The organism is Olivibacter sp. 47 (genome assembly GCF_030372825.1).
In the GTDB taxonomy this organism is placed as follows: Bacteria; Bacteroidota; Bacteroidia; order Sphingobacteriales; family Sphingobacteriaceae; genus Olivibacter; species Olivibacter oleidegradans.
In genome coordinates this window covers 5525927-5550136 of the sequence record NZ_JAUCNR010000001.1, presented here as the reverse complement: position 1 = coordinate 5550136, position 24210 = coordinate 5525927, and the positions used below count along the sequence as shown (strand labels likewise).

The 24210-nt window shown below is 40.2% G+C and carries 19 protein-coding genes; 11 read left to right on the top strand and 8 right to left on the bottom strand.

Annotated elements, in window-relative coordinates:
• Window positions 1-405: 405 nt before the first annotated feature.
• Window positions 406-1350 (top strand): NAD(P)-dependent alcohol dehydrogenase, encoded by a 945-nt coding sequence (locus QT327_RS24025; RefSeq protein ID WP_130854685.1) that lies wholly within the window; start codon window positions 406-408, stop codon window positions 1348-1350.
• A gap of 511 nt (window positions 1351-1861) precedes the next feature.
• Window positions 1862-3265, top strand: coding sequence for an MATE family efflux transporter (locus QT327_RS24020; protein WP_130854686.1), 1404 nt, complete (start codon window positions 1862-1864; stop codon window positions 3263-3265).
• Between the two features lie 171 nt (window positions 3266-3436).
• Here QT327_RS24020 and QT327_RS24015 read toward each other — a convergent pair whose 3' ends face one another.
• The gene (locus QT327_RS24015) at window positions 3437-5872 is read right to left on the bottom strand and encodes an ABC transporter permease (RefSeq protein WP_130854687.1); all 2436 of its coding nucleotides are present in this window, start codon (window positions 5870-5872) and stop codon (window positions 3437-3439) included.
• 149 nt (window positions 5873-6021) lie between these two features.
• Window positions 6022-8418, bottom strand: a complete 2397-nt coding sequence (locus tag QT327_RS24010; RefSeq protein ID WP_130854688.1) for an ABC transporter permease — start codon at window positions 8416-8418, stop codon at window positions 6022-6024.
• A 265-nt stretch (window positions 8419-8683) separates the two neighbouring features.
• Between QT327_RS24010 and QT327_RS24005 the strand changes: the two genes are divergently transcribed.
• Genes QT327_RS24005 through QT327_RS23985 form a run of 5 tightly spaced genes read left to right on the top strand, consistent with a single transcriptional unit; the run spans window position 8684 to window position 10491 of the window.
• Window positions 8684-9031 (top strand): hypothetical protein, encoded by a 348-nt coding sequence (locus QT327_RS24005; RefSeq protein ID WP_130854689.1) that lies wholly within the window; start codon window positions 8684-8686, stop codon window positions 9029-9031.
• A 1-nt stretch (window position 9032) separates the two neighbouring features.
• A complete protein-coding gene (locus QT327_RS24000) occupies window positions 9033-9389 on the top strand; it encodes a hypothetical protein (RefSeq protein ID WP_289554178.1) in 357 nt (118 codons plus the stop codon).
• A 33-nt stretch (window positions 9390-9422) separates the two neighbouring features.
• Window positions 9423-9821 carry a hypothetical protein gene (locus tag QT327_RS23995; protein WP_130854691.1) on the top strand — a complete coding sequence of 133 codons (399 nt, stop codon included), beginning with the start codon at window positions 9423-9425 and terminating at the stop codon, window positions 9819-9821.
• A 12-nt stretch (window positions 9822-9833) separates the two neighbouring features.
• On the top strand, window positions 9834-10091 hold the full coding sequence (locus QT327_RS23990) for a hypothetical protein (protein WP_289554177.1): 258 nt from the start codon (window positions 9834-9836) through the stop codon (window positions 10089-10091).
• A 28-nt stretch (window positions 10092-10119) separates the two neighbouring features.
• On the top strand, window positions 10120-10491 hold the full coding sequence (locus QT327_RS23985) for a hypothetical protein (protein WP_289554176.1): 372 nt from the start codon (window positions 10120-10122) through the stop codon (window positions 10489-10491).
• Between the two features lie 10 nt (window positions 10492-10501).
• Here QT327_RS23985 and QT327_RS23980 read toward each other — a convergent pair whose 3' ends face one another.
• On the bottom strand, window positions 10502-12874 hold the full coding sequence (locus QT327_RS23980; RefSeq protein ID WP_130854693.1) for an ABC transporter permease: 2373 nt from the start codon (window positions 12872-12874) through the stop codon (window positions 10502-10504).
• 154 nt (window positions 12875-13028) lie between these two features.
• Window positions 13029-15440 (bottom strand): ABC transporter permease, encoded by a 2412-nt coding sequence (locus QT327_RS23975; protein WP_130854694.1) that lies wholly within the window; start codon window positions 15438-15440, stop codon window positions 13029-13031.
• Window positions 15441-15915: 475 nt separating this feature from the next.
• Here QT327_RS23975 and QT327_RS23970 point away from each other — a divergent pair, with 475 nt between their 5' ends.
• Window positions 15916-16488, top strand: a complete 573-nt coding sequence (locus QT327_RS23970; RefSeq protein WP_130854695.1) for a PhnA domain-containing protein — start codon at window positions 15916-15918, stop codon at window positions 16486-16488.
• A gap of 130 nt (window positions 16489-16618) precedes the next feature.
• Here the strand turns inward: QT327_RS23970 and QT327_RS23965 are convergent, their stop codons facing one another.
• On the bottom strand, window positions 16619-18373 hold the full coding sequence (locus QT327_RS23965; RefSeq protein WP_354004833.1) for a HEPN domain-containing protein: 1755 nt from the start codon (window positions 18371-18373) through the stop codon (window positions 16619-16621).
• Here QT327_RS23965 and QT327_RS28405 point away from each other — a divergent pair.
• From QT327_RS28405 to QT327_RS23955, 3 genes are all read left to right on the top strand, one after another.
• Window positions 18339-18425, top strand: coding sequence for a hypothetical protein (locus tag QT327_RS28405; protein WP_354004832.1), 87 nt, complete (start codon window positions 18339-18341; stop codon window positions 18423-18425). The two genes, QT327_RS23965 and QT327_RS28405, sit on opposite strands and share 35 nt — an antisense overlap.
• Before the next feature lie 124 nt (window positions 18426-18549).
• Complete coding sequence (locus QT327_RS23960) at window positions 18550-18768, top strand: helix-turn-helix domain-containing protein (RefSeq protein WP_013664512.1); 219 nt, start codon at window positions 18550-18552, stop codon at window positions 18766-18768.
• Window positions 18769-18837: 69 nt separating this feature from the next.
• Window positions 18838-19068, top strand: coding sequence for a DUF4143 domain-containing protein (locus QT327_RS23955; RefSeq protein ID WP_130854697.1), 231 nt, complete (start codon window positions 18838-18840; stop codon window positions 19066-19068).
• 88 nt (window positions 19069-19156) lie between these two features.
• Here QT327_RS23955 and QT327_RS23950 read toward each other — a convergent pair whose 3' ends face one another.
• The 3 genes from QT327_RS23950 to QT327_RS23940 all read right to left on the bottom strand — a co-directional run bounded on the left by QT327_RS23950 (window position 19157) and on the right by QT327_RS23940 (window position 24066).
• Complete coding sequence (locus QT327_RS23950; protein WP_165446906.1) at window positions 19157-21580, bottom strand: ABC transporter permease; 2424 nt, start codon at window positions 21578-21580, stop codon at window positions 19157-19159.
• A gap of 105 nt (window positions 21581-21685) precedes the next feature.
• Window positions 21686-22276, bottom strand: coding sequence for an ABC transporter permease (locus tag QT327_RS23945; protein ID WP_289554174.1), 591 nt, complete (start codon window positions 22274-22276; stop codon window positions 21686-21688).
• The gene (locus tag QT327_RS23940) at window positions 22237-24066 is read right to left on the bottom strand and encodes an ABC transporter permease (protein WP_289554173.1); all 1830 of its coding nucleotides are present in this window, start codon (window positions 24064-24066) and stop codon (window positions 22237-22239) included. Before QT327_RS23940 ends, QT327_RS23945 begins: the two co-directional genes overlap by 40 nt.
• Between the last annotated feature and the right edge of the window lie 144 nt (window positions 24067-24210).

Below are 24210 nucleotides of genomic sequence, written 5' to 3'. Positions count from 1 at the left end.
TCCACCATAGGCGGATGGTTTTAACATAATAGTTATTTGTTGTTAGTTAATCGTTCGTGGCCCAATAACCAATAACGAGGAACGAATAACCAAATCATTCATTCCCTAAGCTATTTGCAATGGTTTATCATCGTGGTATCAACTTGTAATCCGACTATCCAAAATGCTTCCATAAAATATAATTGTTTGTATATAAATGTTTTATGTTGTTCTTTTTTAGCGTGCGGTGTCCGAAATCGGACAGATTGATGTTCGATTTCGGACATCTAGGGGTAGCATAGAGCATAAGAAGTCATTCTTTACAATAGTGTAACAAAGAGGCATACAAAATGAGATACAACCAACAATGCCCGGCAAGCAAATCGTTAATTTGCAGCATGTTATTAGTGAAGATGGGATAAAATAATGAAAGCTGCAGTAATAGAAAAAAAGGGTACTGATCCGAGATTTAAGATAAAGGAACTTCCTCGGCCGATTATTAAGAGCGGACAAGTGCTGGTTCGGAATTATGCTTCATCCGTTAATCCGATAGATGTAATGGCGCGCAATGGGAGGGCTTTGCTCGCTAGTGCCGGTTTTAGTAACCAAGTAATCGGCAGTGATTTTTGTGGTAAAGTATTACAATCAAAAAGTCGACTGTTTAAGGAAGGGGATGAGGTGTTTGGAATGATTTCCGCAATAAAAGGTGGCGCCTATGCGGAAGAGCTGACAGTTAATGCGGATCAAATAGCATTAAAACCGAAGAATCTTGATTACGTGGAAGCAGCCGTGATACCCTTGGTGGGACTGACTGCATATCAAGGATTATTTAAGGTAGGTAGAATACAAGAAAAGGAGAATATTTTGATTACCGGTTGCACAGGAGGCGTTGGCTCGGTGGCCGTTCAATTGGCACGAACTTTAGACTGTCACATTAGCGGTTTATGTAGCGAGAAACATCGGGCATATGCTCATAGCGTGGGTTGCGATGTGGTGATCGACTATCAAAATCAGCAGATTCCTTCAGGTGCCCGGTTTGATCTTATATTTGATGCGGCCGGCATGTACACGTATAGCGACTTAAAACATCATTTAAACGAACAGGGCCTATTCGTGACCACAAGAGGCGAAACCAATAATATAAAGGGTTTGGTCAAAACCGCGGTTGATGTTGTATTTGAACCTTATATGAAGTTTGTTTTTGTCAAGCCCAATGCCGACGATCTCAACGTATTAAAGGAAATGATTGAGCAGGGGAAACTAAAATTGCATATTGAAAAAACCTTTTTGCTAAATCAATTAACCGAAGCACAAAGAATGATGAAAAATGGTGGTTTCGTCGGAAAAATAGGAGTCGATATTGGTGAATAATAAATAGTTGAGAGGATCTTGTTGAGTTTTTGTGGGCATTCACTTATTATCTAATAATAGCTTTCTATGATAGTTCAGATACAACCCGTTTTATTAATGGCGTTTCCCTACCTGCCTCGGACCGAATAGAATAAGAACTTTCTTATGATCTATTCGCTGTAGTAGTCGGTCTTTTAATTCTCTTTGTATCATTAACTATACAAATATATAACTTTTATGGATTTGATTCCGCAAAAAGCATAACTTTTATGGATTACCAAACTTGGTAAACTGTTTGCAATATGTTGAGTATCATAATTCAATAAAAGCGATTCTCTTAAGAGTGGTTTGGATTAACCAGGCGAGGCTTGTTTTTCTATTAGTTGAAATCACTTTGTCTTAAATTACCCTCAAATTGTCAGAATTACCTATAATTTGATGCGAATTTCTTCCGTATTTTTACCAATATGTTAGTAAGGAACATGTTCTAACATAAAGAGCCAGTTAATGAAAGGTCTAAATAAATGATTCTATGGAGAAGACACAACATCCACCCACTATTTGGCAAGAGCTAGGCAACGCCATTCGAGGTACCGAAGCTGATTATACGCAGATAAGTTTAAAACGAGCCATTTTATTACTAGCTGTTCCCATGATTTTAGAGCTCATGATGGAGTCGATTTTTGCTGTTGTAGATATTTATTTTGTAGGCAAATTAGGTCCCTCAGCAGTGGCTACTGTGGGACTTACTGAAACGTATCTGTTTCTATTATATTCCATTGCAATGGGACTTTCCACGGCAGTAACAGCAATTATAGCACGTAGAATTGGTGAACGGAAAAAAGAAGAAGTGGGATTGTCTGCTGTTCAAGCAATATTCATTGCAATCTTAGCGTCCCTGCCTTTTGCATTAGCCGGTATCTTTTTTTCTAAAGAGCTGCTTGCCCTAATGGGAGCAGATGATTGGGCCATACAGCATGGCTATGGTTATACCCAGTGGATGCTAGGTGGAAATGCAGTAGTGATGTTGCTTTTTGTAATGAATGCGATATTTCGAGGTGCGGGGGATGCGGCAATCGCTATGCGTGTACTGTGGGTGGCTAATGGCATTAATATTCTCTTAGATCCGCTACTTATATTCGGCTGGGGGCCAATTCCTGCTTTTGGTATTGAAGGTGCGGCTATTGCAACCAATTTGGGTAGAGGGGTAGGTGTGGCGATGCAGCTATGGGTACTGCTTAAAGGAGGAAAGCATATTCGTGTGCGTATCGATCAACTAATTTGGGACATGAAAACGATGTTTACCATATTGCGCACATCTTTGGGAGGTATCGGTCAGATGTTGATTGCCATGACTTCCTGGATTTTCTTGATGCGCATTTTAGCAGAAGTTGGAAGCGAGGCGGTAGCGGGCTCAACTATTGCTATGCGTATCATGATGTTCTGTATGATGCCTGCTTGGGGCCTATCGAATGCTGCCGCCACTTTAGTGGGTCAGAATTTAGGAGCCGAGAGACCAGATCGGGCCGAGTCTGCCGTGTGGAAGATTGGCCGTTATAATATGGTGTTCATGCTTATCATTTCATTGGTGTTTTTCTTCTTTAATAGAGCATTGGTAGGCGTCTTTAGCATGGATGACCGGGTTATTTCTATAGGGAGTGAATGGCTGCGTATTATCTCTTACTCTTTTTTTATTTATGGTTGGTGGATGGTGTCTGTACAGGCTTTTAACGGTGCCGGCGACACAAAAACACCAACAATGATAAACTTCGTATTCTTTTGGCTTATTCAGATTCCGCTTGCCTATTTTCTGGCTATTTCGCTTAATCTTTCTCATACAGGCGTATTCTGGGGAATATTTGCATCGGAAACAGCAGTAGGTATTTTTACCCTTTGGCTTTTTTCGCGAGGCCGATGGAAAACGGTTAAGGTTTAGATTGCAGTACAAGTATCAAGAGACCAGCCTTCCGCAGGCAAGTATGTATCAGGATATTTCAACGTTAAGGATTTTATGGTGCTGAAATATCCTGATATTTGTATTGTTTCGTTCTCAAGCGTTATCATTTTACAAGGTAAGTACCCTATCTGGTTAGGATGGGTCGCGTTCCTATTCAGACCGTAAAGACTTCACCGGATTTGCCATCGCGGCTTTAATAGCTTGGTAACTCACGGTAAAAAAAGCAATAACCAGTCCTAAGAAAGTGGCTGCTACAAATATCCACCAGTGAATTTCCATATGATAAGCAAAATTGGCTAACCATTGATCCATAGCAAACCAGGCGAGGGGCGATGATATAAGCCCCGCGATTAATACTAATTTCATGAAATCGGTGGATAGTAGTTTGATAATATTGTTAACGGATGCGCCAAGTACTTTACGTACCCCAATTTCTTTCGTACGCTGTTGAGCAGTATAGGTTGCAAGACCCAATAATCCTAAACAGGCGATAAAGATTGCCATGCTAGAGAAAATGGAAAATACGTTCCTAAAATGGGTGTCAGCTTCATATTGCCGATTAAAGCTCTCATCAAGGAAGCTATATAAATATGGGCGTTGTGGCGCCAATTTTGTCCATATCTCGCCTATTTTACTAATCGTTGCCGGTAAATTATCCGACTGTATTTGCAAACTCAGAAATCGGCTTGCCATAGGAGCTAAGCGTAAGGTTAGGGGTTCAACACGTTTATGAAGAGAAAGATAATTAAAATCTTTTGTTACACCGATTACTGTTCCGTCCCGTCCCCATTGCGAAAAGCGCTTCCCGATAATATCTTTCGGGTTGCTATAACCATAAAGCCTTGCCGTAGCTTCATTAATGACTAAAGAATGTAACGTGTCTGCCGGGAAATCACGCGAGTAAGGCCTGCCGGCGACCATTTCAATGCCGAAATGGGGAATGAAATCAATATCCACTTCAAAGATGGCCGGAACTTCCATAACGGAATTACCATTTGCCGTCTCGATACTCGTACCGGCGTTCGGGAAATAGCTGCCAGGGACGCTACGGGATGCAGATACGGATACGACTTCTTTTTCGCGCAAAAAAGCCTGCTTAATGGACTCCAATTGCCGGAGTACCTGTTCATCATAATTGAAGTCTATGACCAACATATGGTTTTTTTTAAACCCGAGATTTTTATTTTGCAAGTGATCTAACTGTGATACGACGATAACAGTTCCGGCGATTAGGGCAATTGACAAGCTAAATTGGAAAATAACCAAACCTTTCCTTAAAAGGACTCCTTTTGGAGAAGTACGGAAAACACCTCGAAGGATGGTAATGGGCTTGAAACGGGATAAGACTAACGCAGGGTAGCTTCCTGCTAAAAAGCCGGTAATGAACAGGGTAAGGAGGAAAAGTGAAAATGTTTGCCAACTAAAGACAAAATCCGCGTTGATCTGCTTCCCGGTAACAGCGGCGACAAACGGGAAAAGCAGTAAAACCAATAAAAGCGCTAAAACAGCTGATATGAAAATCATAAGGAACGATTCAGTCAGAAACTGCCAAATCAATTCTTTTCTTGTGCTTCCTACTACTTTACGTACGCCAACCTCTTTAGCCCGCTCGAGCGAACGTGCCGTTGCCAAATTCATAAAATTGATGCACGCTATACATAAAATAAAAATACCTATTACCCCAAAAATGTATAAATTGGCCAAACTACCGGTAGCGCCAGGCTGGCGATCGGCACTTGAGTGCAAATAAGCATTTAACATCGGTTCAAAGGCAATACTGTACCGACCATCATCATTAGCATGGTGCCGATTTAGAAAGGCAGGAATGTCTGCCGTTAACTGCTCAAGATTTGCTTTTTCCGAAAGTAGGAAATAAGTATAGAAATCCACATAACCCCACTCATCAAAAACCTCTGCCCAAGATTGCCTAAAGGAGCTCATAGACATGAGCGCGTCAAAAGTGAAGTGTGAATTAGGGGGTATGTCTTCTAAAATACCGGTTACTGTATAGACACCCGGGGCGGCTCTCCCACCGGTATTACCTCCTTCAATGGTTTTGCCAATTGGATTTTCGTCACCAAAATATTTTTTGGCCGTGCTCTTAGTAAGCACGGCGGAATAAGGGGCGACCAGTGCTGTTTTTGGATTACCGGCAAGCAATTTCCAACTGAAGACACTAAAGGTGTTGGAATCAGCAAAAAAGACATTGTCTTCTTGAAAGGCTTTGTCACCATAGCGAAGCAATACAGGGGATCTGCCGGAAAATTGGACAACCTCTTCTACTCCCGGAAAATCAGCTTCTAGTGCTTTTCCCACCGGTGCATTCCCCCAAATTTGATAAGTATAATCCCCTTTTTGCCCCGCTTTCGTTGTTCCGCTGGTTCCGATCTCTTTATAACCGTGAACAACGCGATAAATCCGATCCTTTTTTACGTGGTATTCATCATATGACAATTCATTCCGGATGTAAAGCCCAATGAGAAGACAGCTGGCAAGGCCGATAGCCATTCCCGTTATATTAAGCGCCGTGTATCCCTTGTTTTTTAAGAGGGTTCGCCAAGCGATTTTCATGTAATTTTTTTTCATATTAAGTATCTTTTGAGTTGTAAGTTTTAAGTCTCACGTTTTACGTATAAGTCGCTACAAAAATTCTAATGGTCTTCGATGTGGCTTATTATTTAGCTCCTTTATTTAGTTTCGAGTTACTTATGACCTAAAACTTGCTACTCAGAACACTATTCACTTCGCAAGGAATCAACCGGGTTCGCCAACGCTGCTTTAATTGCTTGAAAACTGACCGTCAACAAGGTTATTATTAAAACGGCGACACATGGAAAAACAAGCAGCCACCCATTAATTTTAATGTGATAGGCGAAGCTTTGCAGCCAAGTATGCATGAAAAACCAGGCGATAGGTAAGGCTATCAATGAGGCCAAGGCAACAAGCTTTAAAAAATCTCCAGATAGCATTTGTATAATATCGGCTGTGCTAGCTCCTAGAACTTTCCGAATCCCCACCTCTTTAGTTCGCTGCGCCGTAGTGAAAATGGAAAGGCCAAATAAACCGAGGCAGGCTATTAAAATTGCCAAAGCCGTAAGTAGCAGTGTCATTGCCGCCTGTTTTCTTTCTGCGGTGTATTGTTTGGCAAAGTTCTTATCCAGGAAATAATAAGAAGTAACATTTGATCTGTCGAAAGTTTGATAGACCTTTTCCAAGTATTGGAGACCTTCCGGGATATGGTTTTTTGCCAGCTTAACGTATAAGTTGTCCTCCATAGTCGTTACAGGAGGCATTACCATCACGAGTGGTTCAATTACATGTTGAAGTGAATAAGTATGAAAATCTTTTACAACGCCCACGATTGTTCTTTCTGCCGTGTTTCCTCGATCGTCTATGTTAAACTTCATTCGTTTCCCAATCGGATTCGTCCAACCGAGCTTTTTCATGAGGGTTTCATTGATTAAAGCGGAACTATATTGATCTGAAGGCATTGCGGTCGAAAAGTTTCTACCCAACGATAGTTTGATATCCATTGTTGGTAGGAAGTCTGCGTCAACCATTAACTCCTGTGCAGGAATAGAAGGAGCGGAAAAATCGCCATCAGCGGTTTCAAATTTGTATCCCAAACCACCTAGGTTGTTATTGCCAATAGGGTTTCCCGCCGCTGAAACGCCTTCTATAAAAGGACTTTGCAACAATTGTGCTTTTAGAGCTGATATTTGATTTCGTACTTGCTGGGCATCGATATGGAAAGTTACTACTTGGTCTTTATTGAAGCCTAAATCCGCTTGTTCAGCGTAACGAAGTTGTTTAAAAATAACAAGTGATGCAGAAATTAATATAATCGTTATGACGAATTGAAAACTAACCAATGATTTCCGTACTGTAGCATTCATCGCCATGCTTCCGATTTGGCCTCTAAGTGCGGGAATCGTTTTAAAACGAGCTAAAAATAGAGCGGGATAGACGCCAGCAACAATTCCTGTAAAGAGAGAAAACACCAGCAACGTAATCAACGTGTTGAAGACACCGAAGCGCCAAACGAACAATTGCTTTCCGGTGAGTTCATTAAAGTAGGGGAATGCCAGTTGAATTAAAACAATTGCAATACCTGAAGCAATGAACGTCAGCAAAAGAGCTTCCGTTAAAAACAGAAAGGCAATGTTTCGTTTACCTGAACCGATCACTTTACGGACTCCTATTTCTTTAACGCGTGTTATATATTGAGCAGTGGATAGATTCAAATAGTTTATAAGGGCAATGAGAAGAATCAAAATAGCTACAACACTGAGTAAAGTTACTTTTTTTATACTGCTATTTGCACTTAGTTCGTAAGCGAGATTTGAGTGCAGATGAATAGAAGGTACGGGTTGCAGTTCGATTATATAATCGGCAACCTGCATACGCTTTTGGATGGTTTGAGCAGCAAATGATGCTAGTTTTTTTTCTAATGTACGATAATCGATGCCATCCTTGAGCAACAGATAAGTATACACATGGAAGTTCTGCCAACCTCCTGTGAAGTTATTATCGAAAGAACGAACACCGCTAAAACGTAAATGTGAATTTTGCGGTATATCAATAATGACACCTGTAATTTGGTTTGGAAAATTGTCATCAAAATACAGTGTACGATTAAAGGCCTGTTCCGCTGAACCAAATAACTTAGTTGCTAATTCTTCTGTAATAACAATAGATTGCGGCTTCAATAGGGCAGATGCCGGATCGCCATAAATAAAATGATAAGAGAACAATCGGAGTAAGCTAGCATCGGCAAAGACGATGTCTTCTTGTTTAATCTTTTTATCGTTTACCCTTATAATACCTCCGCCTTCAAGGTCAATGCGTGCTGCTGCTTCGATTTCCGGAAAAGCTGCTTTTAAAGCAGGAGCAAATGGAGGAGAAGTAGGCGCTTGATGTAGATCATTCCCATTCCATCTGGTACGTTGAACTACGCGGACAAGACGATCGGCATTCGTATGATAACGATCGTAGCTAAGCTCATCGGCAACATATAATGCAATAAACCAAAAAGCCGCTAACCCGATTGCCAAACCGATAATGTTAATGACTGAAAAACCTTTATTTCGGAAAAGGTTTCTCCATGCTATTTTGATATAGTTTTGAAACATCTTAATGGGTTCTTCAGTATCCCTGCTATCGATCCGTACAATTAAGTTGCCACATTAAGAAAGCTATTAAATAACCTCCAAAGACAGGTTTTAAAAAAAGTGATGTACGGAAATGAACACTTATTTGTTCATTTCCGTACAGGAGCCTATTGAACTTCTAAAAAGATTGCTTTTTTTATTGGTAAAAATATTTTTAATAATATATATATGCTTTTAAATAATATTTTTATATCTTTGAGTCATTATTAAACACCCTAAACTTATCATGAAAAGAACAATTGAACTGAACCTGCCGGAGGACTTTGTTGTCGTTAGTGAGCTATTTAATATTTCCGTAGAGAAAACGCTCGAGACACTCTCACAGCGTATTACACTTTACGAATTTTTGGATAAGGACAATAAAGTCAAACAGTCAGAGGCCATAAAAATTCTGCAACGGTTTTTAAGGTTTCAAGGTATTAGTAGAGAAAAGATGAATGATGATTTCGCTCATAAGTTTCATCCTTACTTAGAGAATATAAGCAAATTGATAAAAATAGATGCTGGGAGAAAATCGCGGGAATATCAATCAATAGTTAATTGCTGTTATGATGAATTAAACCATATCGCATAATATGAAGAAAGTAATAAAGATTAAGCTATTAAAAGATTTTGAACTGTTGTTTAAAATGTTAGATATCGAGCAAGAGCAGTTCTTTCAGTATTATTTGGATCGGATTTCTTTGCCTCGATTGATGAGTGTTCATCCTGAAGACCCCGAAGGTTTGCTGACGGATTTCTTTCTCAAGAATACACCGGTTGAGGACACAAAAGAAACACAAGAATATATCGAAAAGAAGGCAAAGGGAAAATATCATCACGCAATGATGACTATTGTGGGAACAGAATTGGAACAGCCGGAATGCGAAGAACAGTTAAGGGTTGAGGTGAAAAAATGGCGTGATGAATATGTTATGTTGAGAAAAAATTAAAGGAAAAAGGGAGACCAATTAAAATCATCAATTATGGAAATTAAGATATATTTTACCTCCGAATTCGAAACAGCTTGTGATATCCTTTATTGGAAACCTGAAGAAATTTTACAGGAGTTTATTAATCTGGTTTCTTTAGCCAAATATAATAGTCAAGAGGTGAGTGATAATGAAGGGCTGGCAACTAAGTTTATGTTATATCAGACAAAGAAAAAGGGGAATCGACTGGTTCCGGCAAAACAAGTCCATATTGAATACTGTCAAAAACTGAAAGAAATTCAAAAAAATTATAAAGAAAACAGTCTTGATGAACGGCATGCAGCTGTTTCCAAGCTGTTTTCATCATGGCGAAAAGAGCTGATTATGAATATGTCAGAAAAGGACTTCATTATTAATGTGAAGGAGAGGAAGAAACAATTGGGTATTGATTAATCTTTTACCATAATGCAACCTAAACTACCTGTAACCTATGGAGGCATGTTGACACAAGATGAACTTGCCGAGCGATATGTCTATATTTCCGCGAGAGTTAGATGTAATTATACAGAGGAAGAGCTCTCTTTTTTACTGGGAAGAGCGCCCTATTATTTTAGCGATTATGAACGAATGGAGGAAGGGGCTAAGTTAACGGGGATTGATATGGAAAATTTGAAATACATTTTTTCGGAAATTTATCTAGATGAGCTATCCTTGAAAGGATGAATTTTATGCCTACAATGAAAAAAGAATTGTGAGAGTTCAAAAGGAATGCGAAAAGGATAAGCTGATATATCGGATTTTTCACCCTTGGATTCAACGAAAAAATAAGCGAAAGGTAAATGAGCCGCTTGTTCTTCATGAGTTATATCGCAATATTACTGTTTTAGAAGAACAGGAAATAAAAGAATATATGTTATACATGTTACGCTTACTCTTGCGCCGGCGCTTCTTTAATATGCCGCGAGCGCCTTATTGTATCTATCGGGAAGTGGATAAGCAAAAACCAGCAGGCACAACAATTTATCCGATTTGCCTAAAGCACGCCTTATACGACTTGACGCATAAAGGGTTATTCAGCATGAAAAGGATGAACGGCGTCTTATTTTTTTCTAGTAGCCTCTAATGAATAAACCTTATTCGCTTCGCAAGGAATCAACCGGATTCGCTATTGCAGCCTTAATCGATTCATAGCTTATGGTTAATAATGCAATCACTAAAGCAGCAATGGAGCCTATTACAAATACCACCCAACTTAAATTGATGTGATAAGCAAAATCATTTAACCAGCTATGGATCGCATACCAAGACAGCGGAACAGCGATAAGAATTGCTATAAAGATAAGGCGCATAAAGCGGATAGATAATAAACGAACTACACTGAGAACTGATGCGCCCAGAACCTTTCGTACCCCAATCTCTTTAAACCGCTGTTCGGCCATATAGGCAGATAAACCATAAAGACCCAAGCAAGAAATAAAGGTAGCAAGGATGGCAAAAAGATTAAACAAACTTCCCAGCTGCTGTTCCCCTCGATACAAGTTTGCTAAGTCTTGATCGAGAAAGCTGTAAGAAAAAGGAAATCCGGGATTTAGACGGGTGTTAATCTTTTCTAATGCCTTGATTGTCGCTTCTGTTTTACCGGGTTGCGTACGCACTGCAACTACACCTCCCCATCGATTCGGTTCCAGAATAATCGGTTCAATGGCCTGTTGAATAGGTTTAAAATTAAAATCTTTCACCACGCCGATAACAGTTCCCCGTTTATCCCACATTGCTAATGGTTTACCAACCGCTGTCGCAGCAGTTAGCCCCATCATTTTGGCCAGCTTTTCATTGATAACATAATTGCTTGAGTCGCCCCTAAAATCTTTAGAAAATCCTCGACCGGAAATGATCTTCATTTGAAAAACTTCAAAAAAACGTTCGCTTACGCTTAAGCTTGGAATAACTACTTGCGCATTTGGGTCTTTGCCTTCCCATTGTACGTTGATTGTACCGCTTGTTAAGTTAGTTGGCAAATCATTTGTAATAGTAAAATTGGCCGTTAAGGGATTTTGTTCTAGTTCACTTTTATAAGCCGTTTGCCTATTCCAGATATCACCCTTCATGGGCACATATAACAAATTTGACTTCTCATAACCCAAATTCATATTTTTTATGTAATTCAGTTGCCGATATACAACGGCGGTTCCTATTAATAATACAATAGACACGACAAATTGTAAGACAACCAGTGTATTTCGAAAGAGTAGATCGCCCTTTCCGCCAAGCTTCATCTGCCCTTTAAGTACTTTTATCGGTTGAAAACCGGATAAAAACAAAGCAGGGTAACTCCCGGCTATAAATCCTGTTATCAATGCAATGCCAATTAATATAAAAACGAGCTTGCCATCAAAAAGACGGATCGCCAGTTCTTTGCCAGCCAGGTAATTAAAAGCAGGCAAGAGAAGCCAAACAAGTGTTATAGCAATAAAAAGTGATAGGCAGGAAATTAAAACCGATTCGCCCAGAAACTGTCCGGCCAACTGAGATCGGGCCGCGCCAACAACCTTCCGCAAACCCACCTCTTTTGCCCTTCGGCCGGAGCGAGCCGTAGCTAAATTCATAAAATTAATGCAGGCAACTAATAGGATAAAAACAGCCACCAGCGAGAGGATATTTACATATTGAATATTACCATTGTCAGATAACTCTACCTGTAAGTGAGAGTGGAGATGTATATCCCGTAATGGTTGGAGATGAAAAGTTATTTTTTGATTAGTTTCATGTGATTTATAAAGCGCATTCATTTGGCTTTCCAAAGCCAATAGATTGGCTTCATTAGCCTCGAAATCCCTGTTTAACTGAATGTAAGAATAGAAATTAAAGTTCTTCCAGGTATTCTGGATCAGATCGTTATGCGTTTTCGCGATTGCCGCCATAGGCATGAGATAATCAAATTGCAGGTGCGAGTTAGTAGGGACATTCGCTAAGACGGCCGTTATGGTAAGAAGTTTTTCGTTATTTATTTTAAGCGTTTTTCCAATTGGATCTGTATTCCCAAAATACTTTTTGGCAAAGTTTTCCGTGATTAGTAAGGCGTCCGGACGCTTAAGCGCTGTGGCTTGATTGCCGGAAATCAACGGAAAGGAGAAGACGTCAAAAAACGTTGAATCGACAAAGAAGCCCCTTTTTTCTTCAAACTTTTTATCCTGATATTCAAAAGCATTAGTAGAGGGATGGCTTAATCGAACAGCATTTTTAATGGCCGGTATTTTAGCTTTAAGTTCAGCAGGCATACCGGCAGGGTTTACAGCCGCTTTGAAGTCGTCTGACGCTACGGCTGTAATACGATAAATTTCATTTGTGTGCTCATGAAAGCGATCGTAACTTTTCTCATTCCGAATCCAAAGAAGGATCAGAATGCTCGATGCCATACCAACTGCAAGGCCTGCTATATTCAGCGAAGAAAAAGATTTGTGCCGAATTAGATTCCTGAGGGCGATTTTGAAATAATTCTTTATCATTATAAGTATCAAGTATCTTTTGAGTTGTGAGTTGTAAGTCCTACGCTCTACGTATTAACTTGCTTCAAAAAAAGGTTTTTGATGTGGCTTATTATTAACTTCTTTGTTTAGTTTATCAAGACACTTATGACCTAAAACTTACTACTTCTAACTTCTATTCACTTCGCAATGAATCGACAGGGTTAGCAATTGCAGCTTTAATAGCTTGATAGCTTACCGTTAATAAAGCGATTGTAACTGCGCCTAGTCCGGCGAAGGCAAACATCCACCATTGCACGGTTATTTTAAACGCAAAGTTCTCTAACCATTTATTCATGGTCCACCAGGCAATTGGTGTGGCAATCATTAACGCGATCAATACCAGTTTGATAAAGTCTTTAGAGAGCAGTCCGGTTATTCCGCCAACGGTAGCTCCCAGCACTTTGCGAATGCCAATTTCCTTGGTGCGTTGAAAGGCGGTAAAGGCGGCTAAGCCATATAGTCCTAGACAGCTGATCAACAAAGTTATAGCGGTAGCCACATTCACCAGTCGGGATGTACTATGCTCCTGCCGGTATAGCGATTTTATCGTGTCATCATAGAATTGATAAGAAAATGGCGCTGTTGGGTAAACTTGTTTCCATTCTTGCTCAATAAGGGCAATCGCTTTTTTCCAGGAGGAAACCTTAGGTGAAGATAGTTTGATATTAAAAGTTGTTAAACCAGGCTTTTGCGCTGTAAAACCGAGTAAATCAATTGTGCTCTTCAAGTTAAACTGATGAAAATCTTTAATAACTCCAACAATAGTCCGCGGCATGTTACCTTGATATAAAGTTTGCCCAATGGCCTCTTCGGCACGAGAGAAGCCAAAGGCTTTGAGCGCGGTTTCATTTAGAAGCAATTCGCGCACGGTATCCGTTAACTGGGCGTTCCTTCCCGCAAGTAACGGTATTTGATAAAGATCAAGGTAATTATTGTCTATATTTTTAAACATCACTTGCTTTTGTATGGTGCCGTTTTTTCCGCGATAATCCATTAACCAAGCCGTCATTCGGTCAATCATCGGTAAGTCGCCCAAAGAAACCGCTGCGATCTCGGGATGTTGAGCCAGTCGTTGCTTTAAAACAAATTGAGAGCCTTGAAAAAGCGAGTCTTGCTGTAGCTTATAGGGGATTTCGACCGTTAAGATGGCTTCATGTTCAAAACCTAAATCTTTGTCCAAAGTATATTTCAGTTGTTGTCCGATAATAATGGCGCAAATCACAAATACCTGCGCAATTACAAACTGGAACACAATCAGTCCCTTACGGAGATTCAACTGATAGCCCCTAATCGATTGCTTTGTTTCACCTTTTAATACGCGGACGGTTTGTACACGGGTAGCGAGCCAGCTAGGATAGAGTCCTGCAAGAACCGTAATAAAACTGATCAATGCAATGGAAAAGCCAATCATACCGGGATAATTGGTGAAATTGTTCATACCCTCGGGGATGTATTCCGCAAAAACGCGCAGGGATAAAAATGTTAGAAATAGTGACAAGGCGACTGCTAGTAGACAGACAACAAAAGTTTCCAATAAGTAAGAACGGATAATGATTCCTGACGTACTTCCTAACGTTTTCCGAACACTTATTTCTTTTGCCCGTTGAGGTATTTGTGCGGTAGTCAGGTTAATATAATTGATACAGGCTAGGGCAAGTAGAAAGAACGCAATGCCTATCAAGCCGAATAATACGGATTTATTGGCGGTACGGGTGTCAGATTGGGTGGCAAAATGTTTGTCCTTCAGCTGAAGCAGCTTAAAATGTGATTTAAAGTTGCGTTGTTTAAAAACCTCGCTGTTGATCTTTTCGTTTAGTGCATTCAATTGATCAAGAACAGTCTTAGTGCTAACCCCTTTCTTAAGCTTAACAAACAATAGCTCATTGGAAGATAAGCTGCTCCAATCGGTACTGGTAAGACTTTCTTGGTCTATAGGAAAAAACTCTTGTGCAGGAAAACTATTGAGATAGCCTAAATCTGCGAGAACACCGGACACCGTTTTTTGTATGGTATCATTATAGGTGATGGTTTGTCCAATAATTTCTGAAAGGCGTTTACCGGGGAAATAGTATTGTGCTCGCGAAGCAGTTAATATAACTTGCTCTGGTGTTTTCAGAGCCTGCTGGGCATTTCCCGCTAGCCATTGATAGCCTATCATTTTAAAATAGCCTGGTAATGTGGCTATCCGTTCAGAGAGGTTTTCTACCAACGGACTTTTGGCAGTTTGGGCCGTTTCGTAATGCTGATAATAAACAGGAGAAACCTCCTCCAGTCCGGAAATTTCCCGGAGCATTGCTGGCAATACACCTTTAGGAACAACAGCCATCTCACGATCCCGTCCATCTGGTGTTTTGAAGCTCGATGTCAGTTGAAAAATGCGTTCACGATCGGGTTCAAATTTATCATAACTAAATTCAAAGCTAACCATTCGAAAGATGATCCAGGACGCGCTAATGCCTATGGCCAATCCCAAAATATTTAAACCTGTAAATAGTCGATTCCGCCATAAATAGCGAAAGGTCGCTTTAAGGTGATGATTAATCATTTGGTTACTGTATAAGATTTCAATATGTATTGTGTCGATTACGTTGTTGCTGGGTACTATTTTTCAATGACGAACGTACCTTAACCAACTGTTTGTGCACAATTAGGCGGCCACAATAAAAAAGCAGTGCTTTCGCAGCTTGAACGAGGTTTAGAATAAAAGTAATGTACGGAAATGAACAAAGAGTGTTCGTTTCCGTACAAAGGACAGCTGAGAATACCATTTTGTAAGGTAACCTTTAGGAGGGCGGTATAAAGGTCCCATAAAGAAAGATCCCGAAGCGTAAAAGTGTCGGGGATTGATTCGGTAAAAAGGTGTCCTAATTCTTGAGTTAAATCCAAGAGTATTATGTTTTTTAGATGATATTTTGGAACATGATTGATATATCCAGACCGTAATTCAGAGAGACTTTTAGACTGCGAAGAATCTATTTAGCCATCGTAAAAGCGTATCTTTGCAGTCTAAAAGTATATAAATGGTAATAAATGAAACCTTAATGGTCAGAAGCGGTGGGAGATGTGAGTTAAGTAACAAAGAAGGGGAATTGGTGGTTTATAGCATAACTCCTGATAGCTATTCGAATAATGAGCTTGTAATAGCCAAGACATTAGCGGATCAGCTGGAAGGTAAAGAAGCTTTTTCTCCCGAAGATTGGCGTTTCTTGCCGGATGTTATGTGGAGTGAGCTACCGGCCGTGCAGGTATTAGCTTGGCGGGTACTGAACCACTTGAAAGGAGAAAGCTGGGCAGCGGATGCACTTGACATTCTTTATTTGGAGCAAGAGACGCTTTCGTGGGCACAAGCTGGGTTTTTTGAAGAAGGAGAAGCTCTTAAGCCGATGCATAAGGATGCAAATGGCAATGTGCTCCAAAATGGCGATTCCGTGGTATTGACAAAAACATTGGATGTAAAAGGAAGTTCGATCTCCGCCAAATTAGGAACTGTGGTGAAAAATATTCGTTTGGTAGAAGATAATCCCGAGCAGATAGAAGGAAGAGTAGAGGGACAGTTGATTGTGATTCTAACTAAATACCTGCGTAAACAATAATTAGTACCCGGAGGTGTAAACTTCATCTAACACGACCTCCAAATAAATTTTGCGGTGCTGTCCCCGCAAAATTTATTTTGCACAAAAATAGAAGTGTTTACGCAAAACATGTAGCTAGGTTTAGGAAGGGCTACAACGCATTGCTAGGTTTTACGACATGGTCGTCTTTTGCCGATTCAACCAATTCTTTATTTGAAGATTCTGCCAGTATTCGCTTCTCCAGTTGAGCGAAATTAGTGGTGCAGGAAGCGATGGCAATGGCTTGGAAACGTTCGTAACAGGCCATAGCGATTGCCAATTCTTTGTCGTTGGGAGCTGCTTCCTTTTTATAACGAACGGCATGCAGACTGTTGGCAAGCGATTTAAATGCCTGCTTTGTGTCGTCTCCTCCGAAAACAAAACAATCAGCGAGCTGTGGCGATATAAGCTTGGTGACCTGAAGCAAAAATGGAAGCGTGCTCTGATCTACATGATAGCCAAGACAGGCATAAATCAAACCAATACAAAGTTGCTCCATGCTCTGAGAGAGAAGAAACATGGCTATGTGAGTGTCTTGACGTTGATGGATGGCAAGTTCTGCGCAGGTTAGAAAAGTATCGGCTTTATACTTTTTATAATTCCAAGCAGCTTGTGCTTTCTCTAAAGTCAGCATCCAATCAGGTTCAGGAATAGAGAATAAGGGTTGGTCTGCATTTTGGTAAAGTACCGTCCCGTGGGTAAGTGTTTGTATAAAAAAGCGATTTTTCTTTTCGAGCGCTTGACTTACCCTGGATGATGCACATAAAATTACGGTAACCCGGATATCCGTATGGGCAATAATATGGCTTTTAGAAGTACTGCTCTTCGTACTGATGCCAAGCAGATAACAATGTTCTGTTTGCCTGATATCAAGGTTATCACATTGGTAAAAGGCTATTTTTTGTGATTCATGAGTTTCATGTCCAATAAGGACTAGCTGTTGCAGCGCTTCCTTTTTAATAAGATTCGTGCAAATAGTAGTTAAAGCCTTTGCTTGTTGTTCATTCAACTGGTTGCGTAATTGATCGGGAAGTGATAGCGTGATAGTGGGTGGGGCGTTGATTGTTGTTGCCTGTATAATGGGTTCGACCGATGCTTGCCGGATCATCGCATCGAGTTCGATCATGCAAGTATGGTAATAGTCGTTGCACCAATCTAAAACGGGAATCAGTTTGAATACCAACTGCTCGATTTCCTCTTTTTCCACTTCAAACTGTCGTTCATAACGCACGGCCGTATAAGATTGATCGATCAATTTGACTAAACGATAATAATGGGGTTCTTCTTTGTCAAAAAGGGTCGCCAGTTCAGGGATGTACCGGGTAATTAACTTAAGATGCTCCTGTAAACTATGACAGGGGCGATCACGCTTAAAAACAGCCTTTTCAATACCCCGAAAGGTTAATTCTGTAGCTTGGTGCAACATAAACAGAGCTTGTTCAAAGTTGTTTTTGCTACGATAGAATTCCATACCTTCTAAGAAATCACGCTGTTTAATCGCTGCTTTTTCAAAATGTTCCCGCGCCTTTGTTCGGATACTTTCCAGTTCTATTTGTGTAAGATGAGGAAGAGGTTTTTTGCCTAAACTTAGTTTCAAATGCTGCTTGCGGCATGCCAAGGTGGAGTAGAGTGTTCCGTTTTTGATTGCTGTTTTCAGTTCGCCATAAGGTATCAACGTATAACTATGCAAGGGTGTTTCCGCTAGACAGAGTTCAGCCATTGGTTCTAAGGTTTTGGCAGGAACCTGACACTTGGAGTCAATTACAATGAGTAGGTGCTGTTTCTCTTCCCCTAAAAAAGTATAGGGGAATTCGTAAATACAGTCAACAGGAATCTTTTCAGCCAGTTTTTCCAGAATGGGTTTAATATCATTCATGATCAAGGGATTTATTGTGACAACATCTAATTGCTGTGTATAAGCTCATTTTTGTAAAGAATTTCTTTACAAGTTTAAAGAAATAATTTCAATATTCAAATAAAATGTAAAGAAATTCTATATAAATAGAATATTTGTCGGTACAACATAAACTAAAATCTTACAAAATGACTTCGTTAGGAGAATATTTAGCCAAGAAATCTGTCAATAAATCGCTTGTTGCAAGGCGTACGGGATTAAGTAAACCAAGGATTAGTGAACTGTCGCTTAACCCTACAGCAAAATTAAGGGCTGATGAATTGGTATTGATTGCCAAAGCGATTGATGTTGATCCCTGCGAGTTATTAATAAAGCTCTATGGGCATTTGAAATTAAAAACAGAATGAGATAAACACATTATCGCTTACCTGTTCGGTAAAAAGCATCGTAACTTTTGCATGTAATCCAGAAATATTATGATTATTTCGGAATCAAATCCAAAAATATTATGGTTATTTTGGAAAACGACCCAACAGCGGGAAATTGATTTAATAGAAGACGATTATGGCAAACTCCATGCATTTGAATTTAAACGGTCTGGCAAAAGAAAGGTACGTTTTCCTCAAACATTTACTGCAAACTATCCAGAAGCCTCCCCGCAAATTGTTAGTCCAGAAAATATGGATGAATGGCTGCTCTATATGTGAATAAGAGTCTTATGCCTTTATCGGTCTTCGTTGTTCATTCTGAGTAGGATCATACGAATAACCAATAACAATTAACCAATAACCAAAATCATTCACTTCTCAACGAATCCACCGGATTTGCTTTGGCTGCTCGTAATGACTGAACACCTACTGTCAAAATTGCTATTAGTAATGCGGCAACTCCCGCCAAGGGAAAAATCCAAACGGGCATATCCATACGATAAACAAAATCGTCTAACCACAGATTCATAGTCCACCAAGCAATAGGGGCCGCAATTAAAAAGGCAATGATAACAGGTTTCACGAATTCGCGGATCACTTTAGCTGTGATATGGGCCACCGAAGCACCCAATACTTTCCGTATACCGATTTCTTTTACTTTTTGATGAATAATAATGAGTGCTAGACCAAATAAGCCCATGCACGAAAGCAAAATGGCAATTCCCGCCGAGACCGAAAAAAGCGTAGCTAGGCGTTTCTCTTTTTTATACCAACGGTCGATATTCTCATCAATATAGCTTCCCTTAAACTCTGCGTTCGGTTCCAAGCTGGCATACGTTTTCTTGAGCATATCCATGGTAGCAACCGGGTTTTGCGTATTGACTTTTACGAAAATATAATCTAGGGAGGGGTCGCCTTCAATAGCGATTGTGAGGGGCTCCGTTGGATTGTGCATAGAATACAGGTGAAAATCTGGAATGATGCCTATGATATGCCAGCCATTGCGGCCCGCTGAATCGGTATTAATATTGCGCCCCAGTAATTGCCCGCTACCGAGTTGCTTGGCCATACTTTCCGTGATGATAACAGCTGCTGATGTGTCTGCTGAAAAAGCAACAGAGAAATCCCTTCCTTCCAATGGTTTAATGGACAGTGTTGTCAAAAAATCGTAATCAGCTGAAATGTAGGTTGTTTTTATATTCTTTCCTTCATGGCTGAAGCCGACCTGCGATTTAGAAGTACTTCCATCTTTGCCAACACCCAAATTAACGTCTGCACCCGTTACACTTAATACCGACGGGTTAGAAGCGAGACGCGTACGTAATTTGGCACTGATATCCCGACCGTGTGTAACGTCTTTAACGGGTATGCTAACAATGGATGCGGTATTGTAACCAAGACTAGCCGTGCGAAGATGCTGAAATTGCAAATAGCATATAGCCGTCGCACAGATTAGTATGATAGCGGTGATAAACTGGAGCGTAATCAGAATGTTCCTGCCGATTCCTGATTTAATAATGCTGAATTTGCCTTTAAAGATGTCTGTAGTTTTAAGCTTGTTCAAGATGAAAAAGGGATATCCGGATGATAAAAAGGAAATGAGTATCCATATGGCACATACACTTATTGCCATTTGCGGATTGTAAAGAACGGCATGATCGAGTTTAAAGAAATTATAAAGCGTCAGTATTTTAATAAGCGCAGCTACACCTAACAAACCAATAAATAATGAGAGTCCGATCTGTATAAAATTCTCCCAAAACAATTGTCCCCATACCTGCCGGGCGGCGGCTCCTAAACACTTTCTTACACCTAGTTCTTTGCTGCGAGTGAATGATAGGCTGATTTGAATATTGATAAAGTTGAAGCAGGCAATAAATAAAATAACGATACTCACCAACAGGAGAATATAAAGATAGGTTTTGCTGACGGTATCGCCCGAACCTATTTCCGTATTAAAGTGAAGCTTGTTTAAGGATAACAAACGCATACCTAAATAATCGCCATTGGCATCGGCTTTGAATCCGTCTCTTTTTAAAGACTCCCCGTCTGGATGCAAATACTTTTGCACGAACAAATGCAGTTGCTTTTCCGCTTGTGCTTGACTTACGTGTGGCGCGAGGCGCACGTATACATTGTGATGCTGCTCATACCATTCTTCCTTGGTTCTGGCCCAGTTGGGATCTAGCTCTGTGCGTGCCAAGATGGGGAGCTTAAAGGTTGAATTCTGCGGAGCGTCTTCCATTACAGCGGATACGATAAGACGCTTCCAATCACCACCTATTTTAATCTCAACTGGTTTTCCTATGGGGTCTTGTTGGCCAAATAAACTAGTTGCGGTCGTTTGATTCAACACGATAGCATCTATGTTATCCAACGGTGAGCGAGTTTGACCGTGTATAATCCGGAAGGAAAAGATGTCGAAAAAGTCAGGGTCAACTAGATTTATTCCCTGCTCGAGTGATTTGGCTCCATTACGAATTTCTCTACCACTATTTTTAATTCGAGTTACTTTGTCGATCCCAATATTCTCCTTCTTCAGGTAGGTAGCTACCGGATAACCCATGGTAGCGCCAAGTTCCGTTCCCTTTACTAAATTATGGAATTCATAGAGCTTAAATACGCGATCTTTATACCGATGAAACTTATCAAAAGAAAATTCGTGATAAACAGCAGCCAATAATAGCATGCTACAGATAAAGGCGATGGCCATTCCCAATATATTAATAAAGGTGTGCGCCCTATGCTTTAGCATATTGCGCCAGGCAATTTTTAGATAGTTTCTTATCATTTCGTTTTCCGTTACTCGTTGTTTGATCTGACGCGTCTTGGCAGATTTCAGCATCTTGATTGACAGGTCTACGAACAGCTGACAATCAAGAACCAATAACTAAATCTATTCACTTCTCAACGCATCAACCGGTTTATTAAGCGCTGTTTTAATGGTTTGCAAAGCAATTATGAATAATGTAATTCCTCCTAAAACCAACAGGGGTATAATAAACGTACTTGCTTCCAGTTCTGTTCTTATATAATAATTTGTTAACCATTTTTTCATTAACCAATAGCTAGTTGGTACCGCTATGCATGCCGCTAATAGAAACAGTGGATATACATCGTGGATGAACAGATAAATAATTTGTCTAACAGAGGCTCCTAAAACCTTTCGTATGCCTATTTCCTTCACCCTTTTTTGTAGATTGTGTGATACAAGCCCTACAATGCCTAATAGAACGATGATCATTGCAAGTATAGTCGCTACTGTTCCTGCATGTTTCAACTGCATTTCCGTCCTATACTGTTGTGCTAGTTTAGCATCCATAAACGTGTAATCAAACGGGGCGGTTGGTAATATTTGCTTCCAAGCAGTGGTTAAATGATTTAATGAAACGCCGACATTTCCTGGTTTTAAGCGAATACTGAAATAGCGGTAAACATTACTGTTTTTTATGTTAAACCATAGCATTGGTCCGATGGGAAAGTGCATAGAGGTCCCATAAAAATTTTTGTTACACCCGAGATGATAGCAGAACTTGCATCCGTAAAATAAATGGCTTGATTAACGGCATCGACAGGACTGGTATAACCAAGTGCCTTTGATAAAGCTTCATTGATTACTACACGGTCCGTAGGTTCGGACGCTTCGTTAGGGCTATAAAAATTGCCCGCAAGTAGCGGTATTTTATAGGTTTCGGCAAAATGCCGATCGGAAAAAACTAAACCGGTACTGATGGGATCGGTGCCTGTCGCGTTTTTCAGAACGTTTGTATTGCCCGAAGACATCGCCCCGGGGATATCATAAGAGATGGAAATATTTTCAACCTCGGGGAGTTTAGCGAGTTCTTGCCTTAATACTTCGGTATGTCGTAAGCCTTCTGCAGTCCAATCGCGTGGCACCTGTACCGTTAATAGATATTCTTTATCATAACCTAGGTTTTTGCTAAAGAACAAACTAACCTGTTGGGCAATAATAGCCGATGATGTCAGTGCAATCAGCGCAATAGCAAATTGAACACTGATTAACCCCCGAAGAAGAAAGGACCCATCTTTGCTTTGTGCCAGCTTACCGCGTGCTGACTGGACGGTAGGAAGCGAGGATAAACGAAGCGCCGGATAGGCTCCGGCAAATAGTCCTATTATTAAACAACTAAGGATAGCGAATATCCAAAACGACCCGGGTAAGTTGAAAAGTGAGGGGATGGATTTTCCCAATACGTTGGATATTACCTTCGACAAGAAAGGATAAAGGCATATTGATAGTAACATAGATATAACCACAGCCAATAAGGCTTCAGCAATAAATTGGGCCTGTAATTGTTTTTTGGTACCCCCAACCACTTTTCTGATGCCAATTTCTTTCAATCGGTTAGCGGAGGTATTGATGCTAATATTAACAAAATTAATGACAGCCAAGAGCAAAATAGCAAAAGCAACGATCGAGACGGTGTACAGCAAATGCTTAATCGATCCATCACCTTTTTCCAGATGATAGGTCTTTAAAGGCGCCAGCGAGGCTTTATAATCTTTTACGATCGCTTTAGGAGCATGTGCTTGAATGAGATCTCGTATAGGTTTCTCCAAAGAACTTGGAGAGACATTTGGTTGTAGCTCTAAATAGGAAGCTATATAAAGGCTTTGCCAATCGTCAATAGGTCGGCCAAAAAAGCTGGTTGATTGTATTGGTAGTATTAAATCTGTCGCGGGGCCCGTCAAGTTTAAAACAGCATTTTCTCCTTTGTTTTCCAACACGCCACCAATCGTAAAAAGCTGTTCTTGATTGTTAAAGTTCCGGACAGTAAGTTGTTTACCCAGCACCTCCTCATTCCCAAACAGACACTTAGCAAAGGGTGCTGATAAAATGACCTGATTTGGTGTTTTTAATGCATGGTTTACATTGCCGCTAAGTAACTTGAAACCGAACATTTCAAATAAACTTGAATCAGCTACAATAGCGTTACTTTGAACAGGTTGGCCGTCATAGGCAATAATAGCCGTGATGCCATCAAAGCGGAAATAGTTCTTTACTAAATGGGGATAATTCTCCTTAAGAGCCCGCGGGAGCATACCAATGGCGGAATATTCGTTAAGATTACTTTTTAAGAGATATTGCTGATCAATATGTTTAATGTCTTGATTGACCCGAAGTTCTTGCCATACAAATGCACCGATAAGCAATGCAAAGGACAAGCCGCACGCTAAGCCCAGTATATTGATCGCTGTATTGAATTTGTGTTTTCGTAAGTTTCTCCACGCAATTTTGATATAATTTTTAAACATATTGTCAATTTTTCGGCGATGTATCGGCTATTCATTGAATTGCTTAAAAACTTTGCCAAATCGAATGGGCATTATAAGGTCTTGATTTTTAGTGTATTTTGCTAGTGTAAGTGATGTGGCTGTTCGATATCGGACAGCAGAGTG